The organism is Dermacoccus sp. 147Ba (assembly GCF_004151355.1).
Classification (GTDB): domain Bacteria; phylum Actinomycetota; class Actinomycetes; order Actinomycetales; family Dermatophilaceae; genus Dermacoccus; species Dermacoccus abyssi.
Genome location: NZ_SEHL01000006.1, coordinates 97,480 through 110,620, shown reverse-complemented (window position 1 = coordinate 110,620; position 13,141 = coordinate 97,480). Strand labels below are relative to the sequence as shown.

Here is a 13,141-nt window from a genome sequence, read left to right as displayed (position 1 = left end):
CGCACCACCCGCCGGGCCCCTCCACTCAAGGCGTGACGGAGCCTGGCCGAGGGGGCCTGCGGCAGCCCCTGCCCGCCAAAGCCCAGCACCGACAAAGCCGAAACACTCTTCGTAGAGCCAACCCTGCTGGAAGCGGACTCCACGAGGAGACCAGGGCGCGTGAGAATCCCGAGCTTGCGAGGGGTTCTCACGCGCCCTGACCGACGAGTGGCCCGAAGCCATGTCGCACCGAGACGGGCCCCTGGGCCCGGCCGGAAGACAGGGCTACGGGAGCACGACCAAATGGTCGCGGTGCACGAGGCTCCGCTCGAAGGCGGGGCCGATGTTGTCGGAGAGTTCGCGGGTGGAGCGGCCTTTGGCGCGTTCGACGTCGGCGACGTCGTAGTTGACGAGGCCGCGGGCGAAGACGGTGCCGTTCTCGTCGGCGAGGTCGACGGCGTCGCCTGCGAGGAAGCGGCCTTCGGTGGCGACGACTCCGGCGTGCAGGAGGGAGCGTCCTCGGTCGCGCACAGCCTTTACGGCGCCTTCATCGAGGACGAGGCGGCCGGCGGGCGTGGTGGCGTGAGCGAGCCAGAGGCGGCGGGCTCCGCGGCGGCGTCCGGTGGGCGCGAAGGCGGTGCCGATGTCGTCGCCGGCGAAGGCTTCGCGGGCCTGCGGCATGGAGGTGAGCATCGTGGGCACACCTGCGGCGGTGGCGATGCGGGCTGCGTCGATCTTGGTGCGCATGCCGCCGGTGCCGACGCCGGATCCGGTGCCGCCGATCTCGACGTCCTTCATCTCTTCGACGTTGGGGACGAACGGGATGCGCTTGGTGCCTTCGCGGCTGGGCGGGCCGTCGTAGAGGGAGTCGACGTCGGAGAGCAGGATGAGCGCGTCGGCGTCGATGAGGTGGCTGACGAGCGCGGCGAGGCGGTCGTTGTCGCCGAAGCGGATCTCCTGGGTGGCGACGGTGTCGTTCTCGTTGATGATCGGCACGGCGCCGTGGTCGAGGAGCGTCTCGAGGGTGGATCGGCCGTTGAGGTAGGTGGTGCGGCGGGTGACGTCGTCACTCGTGAGGAGTACCTGCCCGGCGGTGAGGCCGAGGCCCTGGAACAGCAGCGAGTAGGCCGACATGATCTGGCCCTGGCCGACTGCGGCGGCGGCCTGCGCCTCGGGAAGCGCGGTGGGCCGCATCTGCATCCCGAGCGGCGCCATGCCTGCGGAGATGGCGCCGGAGGAGACGAGGAGCACTTCCTTGCCCGCGTGGCGACGTTCGGCGAGGATGCCGACGAGCTCGGTGAGCGCGGAGTGGTTGATGCCCCCACTCGTGTATGTGATGGACGACGAACCGACCTTGACGACGACGCGTTTGGCATCGCGAATCTGCTCGCGAAGGCTCTCGCTCGTGTGGGCTGCAGACAACGGGGGAATTCCCTTCTCCGACTCGTCGAACGGCGAGGTGACTACTGGCGGTAGCCGTCGTGCTCGGTCCAGATACCGGCTTCCCGTTCCGCGGCGATCTCTTCGCGAGCCACACGCTGGCCGTCCTTGCGGCCGTGGAACTCGTCGCGCTTCTCGGCGCGAGTGGGGCGAGCGTTCTCCTCGAGGCGCAGGTCGGTGCCGCGTGCACCGAGCAGTTCCGCGCCCGCCTGCAGCGTGGGCTCCCAATCGAAGACGACGGCGTTGTCGCCGGGGCCGATGAGAACCGTCGAGCCGGGCACTGCGCCGGCCTTGAACAGTTCTTCTTCCACTCCGAGGCGGTTCAACCTGTCCGCAAGGTAGCCAACTGCTTCGTCGTTCGCAAAGTCGGTCTGGCGAACCCAGCGGGTGGGTCGCTCGCCGACGATGCGGAACATCGTGCCGTCCGTGCCGCCTTCCTTGACGATCTTGAACCCGGCGTCGTCCATGGCCTTGGGCCGGACGATGACGCGCGCGGGCACGGCGGATTCGACTTCCTTGCGGGCTTCGGCGACGTGACGCGCAAGCGCGAACGTGAGCTCCTTGAGTCCGAGGTGGGCGACGGCGGAGACGATGAAGACTTCGAGCCCGCGGGCCTCGAGGTCCGGCTTGACCATCTCGGCGAGTTCGAGTGCGTCGGGAACGTCGGCCTTGTTGAGCACGACGATGCGGGTGCGCTCGGACAGCGGCTTGCCGCCCAGCGAGTCGTCGGCGACGTACTCCGACAGCTCGTGCTCGATCTGGTCGAGGTCACTCATGGGGTCGCGGCCCGGCTCGAGCGTGGCGCAGTCGATGACGTGCACGAGCACCGAGCAGCGCTCGACGTGTCGCAGGAACTCGAGGCCGAGGCCCTTGCCCTGGCTGGCGCCGGGGATGAGGCCGGGCACGTCGGCGATGGTGAAGCGCTCACTGCCCGCGTTGACGACGCCCAGGTTCGGCACGAGCGTCGTGAACGGGTAGTCGGCGATCTTCGGCTTGGCCGCGCTCACGACGGAGACGAGCGAGCTCTTGCCTGCGCTGGGGAAGCCGATGAGGGCCACGTCGGCGAGCGTCTTGAGCTCGAGCACGACGTCGGCCGTCTCCCCCGGTTCGCCGAGGAGGGCGAAGCCGGGAGCCTTGCGGCGGCGGCTCGCGAGGGCCTTGTTGCCGAGTCCACCGCGACCGCCGGCGGCAGCGATGAACCGGCTGCCGAAGCCGACGAGGTCGGCGAGGATGTTGCCCTCACGGTCCTTGACGACCGTGCCTTCGGGCACCGGGAGGACGAGCTCGTCGCCGTCGGCGCCGTTGCGCTCGTCGCCCGCGCCGGGCTTGCCGTTCGTGGCGCTGCGGTGCGGGTTGCGGTGGTACTCGAGCAGCGTCGTCACCTGGGGGTCGACCTCGAACACGACGTCGCCGCCGTGGCCGCCGTTGCCGCCGTCGGGGCCACCGAGCGGCTTGAACTTCTCACGCTTGACGGAGGCCACGCCGTGGCCGCCGTTGCCCGCCGTCACATTGAGGACGACGCGGTCGACGAAGTTCGTTGCCATGGTGGTTCCTTTCGGTGCGGCCTCGAGCGGACGCAGCCAGTGGACGAACGGCGAAGAGCCCTCGTCCTCGATTCTAGGGACGTGCAGACATGCGTGAAGGGGTGAGCCCGATTGCTGGGCTCACCCCTTCAACAAGCGATCGCGAGGATCAGGCCGTGATCTCCGGCTCGACGACGATGTCGACGACCTTGCGGCCCTTGCGCTGGCCGAACTTGACCGCGCCGGGGGCGAGAGCGAACAGCGTGTCGTCGCCGCCACGGCCGACGTTCTCACCGGGGTGGAAGTGCGTGCCGCGCTGGCGGACGATGATCTCGCCGGTGCCGACGATCTGACCGCCGAAGCGCTTCACGCCGAGTCGCTGTGCGTTGGAGTCACGACCGTTTCGGGTCGAGGATGCACCCTTCTTGTGTGCCATGTCGAAGCCTCTTTCGAAAATCTGTGGAAGATCAGTTCTGAGCCGTGGCTCAGCCGATCTTGGTGACCTTGATCTGCGTCAGCGGCTGACGGTGGCCCTGGCGCTTACGGTAACCCGTCTTGTTCTTGTACTTCATGATCGTGATCTTCGGGCCCTTGGCGGCCTTGATGACCTCGGCCGTGACGGTGACCTTGGCCAGCGCGTCGGCGTCGACCGTGATGTCGGAACCGTCGACAAGCATGAGCGGCTTGAGCTCGAACGACTCGCCCGGCTTCGTCGTCACCTTGTCGATCAGAAGGGTGTCGCCGACGGAGACCTTCTCCTGGCGGCCACCTGCGCGAACAATCGCGTACACGTGGGACTCTCTTTCGTCATGGCGCACTCGCTCTGTCTGACCGGCCGGTAGCTACCCTGCGAGCAGGACACCGGGCGCGGTGGGCGCACCAAAGAACAAGAGTACCGTGCGCGGTGGCTCGCCCCAAATCCGCGAAGGCCCCCGAAATTCGCTTGCCCCCGCCGGCGCGCAGCCACCAGGCTGCACGCATGACCACACCCATCGTGCCCGAGCGCGACGACGAACGAGGCGATCCGCCGAAGGTGAGCGGCGAACGCGCCGTGCTCGACGGCTGGCTGGATCTCTACCGTGACACCGTTCTGCTCAAGATCGCCGGCCTCGACGCCGAGCAGCTCGCCCGCCGCAGCGTTCCTCCGTCCACCCTCAGTCTCATCGGTGTCGTGCGCCACCTCACGGAGGTCGAGGCGTACTGGCTGCGCGTCGTGCTCGACGACGAACAGGACGTGCCGGACTACTACTCCACCGCTGACGAGCCCGACGGCGACTTCGACCTCGCGAACGCCGCCGACGCGGCCGACAACGTCGCCGCCTACGAGCACGAACTCGACGTGACGCGAGCGCGGGCCGCCGCGTGGAGCGACCTCGACTCCCCCGTGCGCGGCCTGCGTAGGGGCGAACCGGTCAACCTGCGCTGGATCCTCGTCCACCTCGTCGAGGAGTACGCCCGCCACCTCGGGCACATGGATCTCCTGCGCGAAGCCGTGGACGGCCGCACCGGCTACTGACGCATTCGTCGAAAGCGCCCCGCCACCTGCGATACGGCAGGAGGCGGGGCGCTCTCGTGGTGTTCGGCGATCAGGACTCGTCGGCCTTCGTGCCCGGCGCACCGGCCGGGGCGACGACGCGCGTGCGCTTCTTGCGGGCCGGGGCCTTCGCCTCGGAGGTGACCGCAGCCTGCGTCGGAGCGCTCTGCGCGGAACCGGCGGCGTCGCTCGCCTCACCGGCGACCTTCGTCAGCGGCGCGCTCGACATCGGCGCGGCAGCCAGGTCGACGGCCTGCAGGCTCACGGGCGCACCCGAGCTCGACGCCGCACGACGACGCGGACGCTTCGCGGCGGCCGTCGCCTCCTGCGTGACGACGGGCGCCTCCGCCTGAGTCGGGGCCGAGTCAGCGGCGACCTTCGGAGCATCAGCGGGCGTCTCGGGCGACGCAGCGGCAGCTGCCGGAGCGTCACTCGTGGTCGTGGAGGCCTGAACCGTCATGACGGTCGCCTCTCCGGCTGCCGTGGGCGCACCCGTCGATGTGGCGACACGACGCGAGCCGCGACGGCGAGCCGGGGCCTTGCCCTGCTCCTGCGGCGCGCTTTTCGTCGAGGTGCTCGACGACTCGACGTGCCCGACGTTCTCACGCACCGTGGTGCGCTCGGGTGCGGCCGCCTTCGTCGCGGCGTCCTTCTCGCTCACGACTGCGTCCTCGGACGAGGCCGTGGAGACCGGCTCGGACGTGGCCGACTTGTCGCCCGCGGAGATGGCAGCAGCGTGCGCCGCAGCCGCGATCTGGGCGAACCCGTTGTCGCGCTCGTCGCCCTTCTTGTCGTGGGACGAGTCGTTGGAGTTCGAGTTCGAGCCGCCGGAGGTGTTGCCGTTGCCGCCTCCGTTGTTGGAGCCACCGTTGCCGTTGCCACCGCGACGCGAGCCACGACCCTTGCGGTTCGTGTCGTTGCCGTTGATGTCACGGTTCTCGACCGGGTGGTCGTGCACGATGATGCCGCGCCCATGGCACGACTCGCACTGCTCGGAGAACACCTCGACGAGGCCCGAACCGACACGCTTACGCGTCATCTGCACGAGGCCGAGCGACGTCACCTCGGCGACCTGGTGCTTCGTCCGGTCACGTCCAAGGCACTCGAGGAGACGGCGCACGACGAGCTCGCGGTTGCTCTCGAGCACCATGTCGATGAAGTCGACGACGATGATGCCGCCGATGTCGCGCAGTCGCAGCTGACGCACGATCTCCTCGGCAGCTTCGATGTTGTTCTTCGTCACCGTCTCTTCGAGGTTGCCGCCGGAGCCGACGAACTTGCCCGTGTTGACGTCGACCACCGTCATGGCCTCGGTGCGGTCGATGACGAGCGAACCACCGCTCGGCAGCCAGACCTTGCGGTCCATGGCCTTGGCGAGCTGCTCGTCGATGCGGTGCTTGGCGAAGACGTCCTTCTCGCCGGTCCACTTCTCGAGGCGCTCGGTGAGGTCGGGCGCCACCTCGGAGATGTAGGAGTGCACCTCGTTCCAGGCGCGGTCGCCGGAGACGACCATCTTGGCGAAGTCCTCGTTGAAGACGTCACGGATGACGCGGACCGTGAGGTCCGGCTCGCCGTGCACGAGCACCGGGGCGTTGCCGCTCTCGGCCTTCTTCTGGATCTTCTCCCACATCTTCGTGAGGCGCTCGACGTCGGCGCGCAGCTCCTCCTCGGAGGCACCCTCGGCAGCCGTGCGCACGATGACGCCGGCGTCGGCGGGCACGACCTCCTTGAGGATCTTCTTCAGGCGCGCGCGCTCCACGTCGGGCAGTTTGCGGCTGATGCCCGTCATCGAGTTGCCCGGCACGTAGACGAGGAAGCGCCCCGGAAGGGAGATCTGCGAGGTCAGGCGGGCGCCCTTGTGGCCGATCGGGTCCTTCGTCACCTGGACGAGGACGCTCTCGCCCGCCTTGAGGGCGTGCTCGATGCGCTTGGGCTGGTTGTCGAGGCCGGCGGCGTCCCAGTTGACCTCACCGGCGTACAGCACGGCGTTGCGGCCGCGACCGATGTCGATGAACGCGGCCTCCATGGAGGGCAGGACGTTCTGGACGCGACCGAGGTAGACGTTGCCGGCCATCGACGAGGCCTGCTCCTGGCGCGAGACGTAGTGCTCGGCGAGCACGCCGTCCTCGAGGACACCAATCTGCGTGCGGCCCTCGCGCTCACGCACGACCATGACGCGCTCGACGCTCTCGCGGCGAGCGAGGAACTCGGCCTCGGTGATGACGGTGCGGCGACGACCGGCCTCGCGGCCCTCGCGGCGGCGCTGCTTCTTCGCCTCGAGACGCGTCGACCCCTTGATCGAGGTGACCTCGTCCTTGGCCTTGCGGGGCTCGCGGACGCGGGTGACGGTGTTCGGGTCGTCGGAGTCCGAGCCGCCCGAACCGCTGCGGCGACGACGGCGGGTGCGCTTGCGCGAACCCGAGTCGTTGGAGTCCTCGTCGCCGTTGTCGGAGTCGTTCGAGGCGTTGTCCGAGGTGTCGTCCTCGTTTGCGTCGCCGTCGCGCTCGGCGTTCTTGCCGTTGTTCGAGCCGTTCGACTCGTTCGAGTTCTTGTCGCCCGAGTTGTTCGAGTCGCCGGAATCGCCCGAGTTCTTGGAGGAGTTCGAGCGGCGACCGCGGCCACCGCGCCGGCGGCGACGCGGGGTCTGGTCGTCGTCGTTGTCATCGGTGTCGTCGTCGCCGGAGGCGTTCACGTCGTCGGCGTCGCCGTCCCCCGCGGCGACGGAGTTGGCCGAACTGTCGCTGCGATCGTTGTTCCCGTCGCGCGAACCGCGACGACCGCCTCGCCCGCGGTTGCCACGCGAGGTGTCGTCCCCGTCGTCGCCGTCCTCCGAGCGGGACTCGGCGTCGTCGTCCGAACCGGAGACCTCATCACGCTCGTCCTCGCGGCGCATACGCTCACGCTTGGGAGCGCGCTTCTGCGGGTCCGGAGCCTGGAAGAGCAGACCGAAGGCTGCGCCGGGCGCGGGAGCCGCAGCTGCCTCATCGGTGGTGTCGGTTTCCTCGGTCTCGTCGACCTCCGGCGTTTCGGGAGCCTGCTGTGAGGCGAAAGGACTACCTGCGAAGAAGGGGCTCGCGAAGGTGGTCTCGTCGTTGTTCTCGGGGGCCATGGGCCCTCCTTCTCGTCGGCACGGCGTGTGCCACAGAAAGGCCCGTTTGGCCTTGCACGCGCCGCGGCGCGGATGAAGCAAATCGCCGTCTCGGGTCGTGACCCGCAACGACGGAAGTCGTCTTCTACGTGGATCGTCGGCTCGCGCATCGCGCGGCACCGAACGTCACGCCGCAGCCCCTCGCGGTCGGCAGCTTCGCAGTGTGTGCGTCGGCCACCCTCGCTCCGGACGGCTTCGGGTGAGGTGCGGCTCGCGCCGTCGTCCCCCACGTCCCGTCGGCGCGGTCGGAAGGTTCTGCGGGTTCGCCGCGAATTCTGTGAGACTCACGCGAACCACAGGCATTATCGCACAGGTCGTCGCCGTGCGGCCCACTCGCCACGCGAGGACATCATTGCTCGAACGGGTCTCCGACCGTGTTGCCGGGCTCCAGAGTGCCCTGCGCGAGGCGGGTCATGAGCGGCGGGCGCGGAACGACGAGTTCCGTGAGTTCACCGATGCCCTTGAGCACGTCGTTGGGTCGCACGGCGGGCGTGGTGTGCTGGATCGTCATCGTCCACCGGGCGATCTCGGCACCGGCGTCGGAACGAACCCCGACGACATCGGAGGTGAGGACGGCCTGGCGGACGTCGAACTCGCGCACGCCCGACTTCGTCATGCGCGTGACGAGCAGTTCGGTGCGAGTCATGAACGCGTCGACGGCTTCGGTGAGGGTCTCGAGCGGGATGCCCTCGAAGTCGAGTTGCCAGACGCTGGCCTGGAGCAGATCCGCGAGCGCACCCGGTGCGGCTTCCACGACACGCAGGACCGCGAGATCCGTCGGCAGTGACTCGTCGAGTGCCTCACGAAGCTTCTCGACGTCACACACCTGCGTCAGTTGGAGCTGGAAGTACTCCGACTCGGACGCCGTTCCCGTCGGGGCAGCGTTGGCATAGGAAATACGCGGATGAGGGTGGAAGCCGGCGGAGAAGGCCATCGGCACGCCCGCGCGACGGACCGCTCGCTCGAGCGCGCGCTGAAAGTCGCGTGTCGAGGAGAAGCGCAGGCGCCCGCGCTTGGCGTAGCGCACGGACACCTTCTGCACTGCCGGTGCGGGAGGTGGGCCTTCGGGAACTCGCTGACGTGCCACGAGTGAGAAGCCTACCCGTGCTCGCGCCGAGCGCCTCTACCATGCGTTCATGACGCAGCCGATGCGCCCGCGCGCACCGCGGCTCCACCCCGCTTGGATCGTCGCGGGCATCACTTTCATCACAGCGATCTCCGCCGCCGGTTTCCGTTCGGCACCGAGCGTCATGATGCATCCGCTCCACGAGGAGTTCGGGTGGTCGATGGGCCTCATCGGCTCCGCCGTGTCGGTCAATCTCCTCTTCTACGGCCTCACTGCGCCGTTCTCCGCCGCAGCCATGGAGCGTTTCGGCGTCCGCGCGGTCGTGGTTGCCGCGCTCGCCCTCATCGCCGCAGGCGCCGTGCTGCCGGTGTGGATGACGCAGCCGTGGCAGCTCATCGCGTGCTGGGGCGTGCTCATCGGCCTCGGTGCCGGCGTCATGTCGATGTCGCTCGTCGCGACGGTGAGCAACCGGTGGTTCGAGAAGCGCCGCGCCACCGTCTCGGGTGTTCTGGCCGCCGGGGCGGCGACGGGCCAGCTCATCTTCCTGCCGATCCTGGCCCAGCTCACCGATGCGTCGGGCTGGCGCTCGGCCACCGTCGCCATCGGTGCACTGGCGCTCGTCGCGATCCCGCTTGTGCTCTGGCGCATGCGCAATCACCCCGCCGACCTCGGCGTCAACGCCTACGGCGTACCGGCCGACGAGCCCGTGCGCACTCCCCCACCGGTTTCCACGGGCGCGGCCCGACTCGCGCTCTCCTCGCTCAAGGACGCGGCCGCCCGTCCGGCGTTCTGGACCCTGGCCTTCACGTTCGCCGTGTGCGGCGCGACGACGAACGGCCTTGTCGGCACCCACTTCATTCCGGCAGCCATGGATCACGGCATGGCCGGCACAGCCGCCGCGAGCCTTCTCGCGCTCGTCGGGGTGTTCGACATCATCGGCACGGTCTTCTCGGGATGGCTCACCGACCGCGTCGACCCAGCGCTGCTGCTCACGATCTACTACGCGGGCCGGGGACTGAGCCTCATCGTGCTGCCCATGCTCTTCACCGACGACGTGAAGCCGAGCATGTTCGTCTTCATCCTCTTCTACGGCCTCGACTGGGTGGCAACCGTGCCGCCCACCATTGCCCTGTGCCGCGCGTACTTCGGCCCGGAGCGAGGCGCCATCGTCTTCGGCTGGGTCTTCGCGAGCCACCAGATCGGGGCGGCGATCGCCGCGACGGCGGCGGGCATGGTGCGCGACGAACTCGGCACCTACACGTGGGCCTGGATGGTCGGGGCCGCGCTGTGCGGACTCGCTGCTATGGCATGTCTGGGCATGAGGCGTCGAGGTCGGGTGCCGAGCGAGGTCACGGTCCCCGCCTGATCCGGGTGAGCCCCCTCGGCCATCAGCGGAAGACGCGGGTGAGCACCGCCGTCGGACCTTCGATCGGGCCCTTCGTGAGCGGTTCGCGCGGAACGGCCGAGCGCCACAGGAGAGGAAGGACAAGTCCGAGAGCCGTGAGGATCGCGACGTTCGCCCAGCTGTCGTCGGGCTGCCCCGGCGCGTACGAGCGTACGTACCAGGCGAGGTATCCGATCTGCACCACGTAGACGCTGAGCGTCATGGCACCCGCGACAGAAAGCAGCGGGATGTCGACGTGGTCGGGAGCGAGCCCGAGCCAGACGCCCGAGATACCGACGACGAGCAGCGCGCAGAAGGCGACCTCGAGGTGCGTGCCGCTGTAGGGCTCGAAGTCGATGCGGCCGGCCTCCTTGGCGAGCATCAGCCCTGCAGCCAGGAGGAGCGAGAAGGCGCCTGCTGCCGCGATGTGCCAATTGAGGCGAACCGACGACATCGCTCGCCAGAGGATGATGCCGATGCACGTGAAGACGAGGAGCGTCGTCAGGCGATAGTGGGTGCCGGTGAAGACCACATTCCACAAACGCGCACCGACCTGGTCGCCCCGGACGGCAGCCTCGGCCGCCTTCAAGCCGAACGACTCCATGAAGTACGGGGCCGAAGCCCACAGCGCCGTCGCGACACCGGCAAGCGCCGTCACGGGAAGCCGAGCGAGCAACGGAGCCAGAAGGGTCGGCAACGCGAGGTAGAGCAGGACGATGTCGACCTGGGCTCCCCACGTCTCCAGCCACAAACCGAGAGCGACCAGCACAGCGGCGCGAATGCCGGCGCGCACGAACGCTGCCGGGAGCCCGCGGCTTCCTCGGTCGCCCAGTTCGGCGCCGATGCCGATGAGAAGAGCGAACAGCGGCGCCGTGGCGAACTCCGTCAGGTTGAACAGGCGCAGCGGCCCGGGGCTCGGAGCGCAGTGCGCCACGAACATCGCGATGAGGACGAGTCCGCGCAGACTGTCGACGCGGGTGTCACGGCCCCTGACGCTCGCCGGAGCTCGACGTGCGCGTCCGGAGCGTCCTCGCCGGGACGCCCTGGAGCGTGTGGCCATCAGTGCGAGTGCTCGGCTGACGCCAGCTTCTTGGCTCCCGAGCCGAGAACGGTGAGTGGCAGCAACGTCTTGCCCGTGGGGCCGATCTGGATGTCGGTGTCCATCTGCGGGCACACGCCGCAGTCGAAGCACGGCGTCCAGCGGCAGTCGTCGACCTCTTCCTCGTCGAGGGCGTCCTGCCAGTCCTGCCAGAGCCATTCCTTGTCGAGGCCGGAGTCGAGGTGATCCCACGGGAGCACCTCGAGTTCGCCGCGCTCGCGCGTGGTGTACCAGTCGACGTCGATGGGGTCGTCCATCTCCGCGAAGACGCGGGCGGCCTGTTCCATCCACCGCTCGTAACTGAAGTGTTCGCTCCAGCCGTCGAACCGGCCGCCGTCACGCCAGACCGCCTCGATGACCGAACCGATGCGGCGGTCACCGCGGCTGAGCAGCCCCTCGACGATGCCGGGCTTGCCGTCGTGGTAGCGCATGCCGATGCTCGAACCGAACTTCTTGTCGGAGCGGATGGCGTCCTTGAGCTTCTTGAGGCGCTCGTCGGTCTCCTCCGCGGAGAGCTGACCGCACCACTGGAACGGCGTGTGCGGCTTCGGGACGAAGCCACCGATGGAGACGGTGCAGCGGATGTCCTTGCGACCCGAGACCTGGCGGCCCGTCTCGATGACGCGCTTGGCCATGTCGGCGATCTGCAGGACGTCCTCGTCCGTCTCGGTGGGAAGCCCGCACATGAAGTACAGCTTCACCTGACGCCAGCCGGCGCCGTAGGCCGCTGCAACCGTGTTGATGAGGTCGTCCTCGGAGACCATCTTGTTGATGACCTTGCGGATGCGCTCGCTGCCGCCCTCGGGCGCGAACGTCAGGCCGGAGCGTCGACCGTTGCGGGTGAGCTCGTTGGCGAGGTCGATGTTGAACGCGTCGACGCGGGTCGAGGGAAGGGACAGACCCGTCTGGGTGCCCTCGTAGCGGTCGGCCAGGCCCTTGGCGAGATCACCGATTTCGGTGTGGTCGGCGGAGCTGAGGGACAGCAGGCCGACCTCCTCGAAACCGGTTGCGGCCAGGCCGTTCTCGACCATCTCGCCGATACCGGTGATGGAGCGCTCGCGCACCGGGCGGGTGATCATGCCTGCCTGGCAGAAGCGACAGCCGCGGGTGCAGCCGCGGAAGATCTCGACGCTCATGCGCTCGTGCACCGACTCGGCCATCGGTACGAGCGGCTGCTTCGGGTACGGCCACTCGTCGAGGTCCATCACCGTGTGCTTCGAGACGCGCCACGGCACGCCCTGCGCCTCCTCGGTGAGGACGACGCGCTGGATGCGCCCGTCGGGCAGGTAGTCGACCTGGTACATCGACGGCACGTAGACACTGCCGGTACGCGCGAGCTCAAGCAGGAGGCCACGGCGTCCGCCGGGCTTACCGCTGCTCTTCCACTCCTTGATGATGTCGGTGATGAGGAGGACGGCCTCCTCGCCGTCACCGACGACGGCGGCATCGATGAAGTCCGCGATGGGCTCGGGGTTGAAGGCCGAGTGCCCGCCCGCGAGGACGATGGGGTCGTCGAGACCCCGCTCGTTCGCGTGCATCGGGATACCCGCGAGATCGAGCGCCGTCAGCAGGTTCGTGTAGCCGAGCTCGGTGGAGAACGAGACACCCAGCACGTCGAAGTCGCGCACGCTGCGGTGACCGTCGACGGTGAACTGCGGAACGCCGGATTCGCGCATGAGCGTTTCCATGTCCGGCCACATCGAGTACGTGCGCTCGGCGAGAGCGTCGTCGCGCTCGTTGAGCACTTCGTAGAGGATCATGACGCCCTGGTTGGGCACGCCCACCTCGTACGCGTCGGGGTACATGAGCGCCCAGCGGGTGGTCAGCTCCTCACCGTCGGGGCCGTAGCCGCCGCAATTCCAGTCCTTGAGTTGGGCGTTGAGCTCGCCGCCGACGTACTGGATCGGCTTGTTCACCTGCTCCAGCAGGGGCTCAAGGTCGTGGAAGAGGGACTCACCAGGCATGTTT

General features: G+C 68.5%; 10 protein-coding genes. 2 read left to right on the top strand and 8 right to left on the bottom strand.

Translation table 11 applies throughout. From position 1 onward, the window contains the following. Positions 1 to 264 precede the first annotated feature (264 nt). The 4 genes from proB to rplU all read right to left on the bottom strand — a co-directional run bounded on the left by proB (position 265) and on the right by rplU (position 3,733). On the bottom strand, positions 265 to 1,401 hold the full coding sequence (gene proB, locus EVU97_RS09400; RefSeq protein WP_047312039.1) for a glutamate 5-kinase: 1,137 nt from the start codon (positions 1,399 to 1,401) through the stop codon (positions 265 to 267). A gap of 41 nt (positions 1,402 to 1,442) precedes the next feature. Then, the gene (gene obgE, locus EVU97_RS09395; RefSeq protein ID WP_118912672.1) at positions 1,443 to 2,963 is read right to left on the bottom strand and encodes a GTPase ObgE; all 1,521 of its coding nucleotides are present in this window, start codon (positions 2,961 to 2,963) and stop codon (positions 1,443 to 1,445) included. 148 nt (positions 2,964 to 3,111) lie between these two features. After that, on the bottom strand, positions 3,112 to 3,378 hold the full coding sequence (gene rpmA, locus EVU97_RS09390) for a 50S ribosomal protein L27 (protein WP_047312037.1): 267 nt from the start codon (positions 3,376 to 3,378) through the stop codon (positions 3,112 to 3,114). Between the two features lie 49 nt (positions 3,379 to 3,427). After that, positions 3,428 to 3,733: a 50S ribosomal protein L21 gene (rplU, locus tag EVU97_RS09385; RefSeq protein WP_047312036.1), complete on the bottom strand. Its 306-nt coding sequence runs from the start codon at positions 3,731 to 3,733 to the stop codon at positions 3,428 to 3,430. Between the two features lie 188 nt (positions 3,734 to 3,921). Between rplU and EVU97_RS09380 the strand changes: the two genes are divergently transcribed. Then, positions 3,922 to 4,458, top strand: coding sequence for a DinB family protein (locus EVU97_RS09380; protein WP_129665298.1), 537 nt, complete (start codon positions 3,922 to 3,924; stop codon positions 4,456 to 4,458). A gap of 70 nt (positions 4,459 to 4,528) precedes the next feature. Here EVU97_RS09380 and EVU97_RS09375 read toward each other — a convergent pair whose 3' ends face one another. Then, the gene (locus tag EVU97_RS09375) at positions 4,529 to 7,585 is read right to left on the bottom strand and encodes an Rne/Rng family ribonuclease (protein ID WP_129665296.1); all 3,057 of its coding nucleotides are present in this window, start codon (positions 7,583 to 7,585) and stop codon (positions 4,529 to 4,531) included. A gap of 388 nt (positions 7,586 to 7,973) precedes the next feature. Further along, a complete protein-coding gene (locus EVU97_RS09370) occupies positions 7,974 to 8,711 on the bottom strand; it encodes a TIGR03936 family radical SAM-associated protein (RefSeq protein ID WP_082128832.1) in 738 nt (245 codons plus the stop codon). Positions 8,712 to 8,760: 49 nt separating this feature from the next. On the opposite strand from EVU97_RS09370, the gene EVU97_RS09365 reads away from it, so the two are divergent. Then, on the top strand, positions 8,761 to 10,056 hold the full coding sequence (locus EVU97_RS09365; RefSeq protein WP_129665295.1) for an MFS transporter: 1,296 nt from the start codon (positions 8,761 to 8,763) through the stop codon (positions 10,054 to 10,056). Between the two features lie 22 nt (positions 10,057 to 10,078). Here EVU97_RS09365 and EVU97_RS09360 read toward each other — a convergent pair whose 3' ends face one another. Both EVU97_RS09360 and EVU97_RS09355 read right to left on the bottom strand, forming a co-directional pair. Next, positions 10,079 to 11,134, bottom strand: coding sequence for a hypothetical protein (locus EVU97_RS09360; protein WP_129665293.1), 1,056 nt, complete (start codon positions 11,132 to 11,134; stop codon positions 10,079 to 10,081). Beyond that, positions 11,134 to 13,137, bottom strand: a complete 2,004-nt coding sequence (locus EVU97_RS09355) for a TIGR03960 family B12-binding radical SAM protein (protein WP_047312031.1) — start codon at positions 13,135 to 13,137, stop codon at positions 11,134 to 11,136. Before EVU97_RS09355 ends, EVU97_RS09360 begins: the two co-directional genes overlap by 1 nt. Between the last annotated feature and the right edge of the window lie 4 nt (positions 13,138 to 13,141).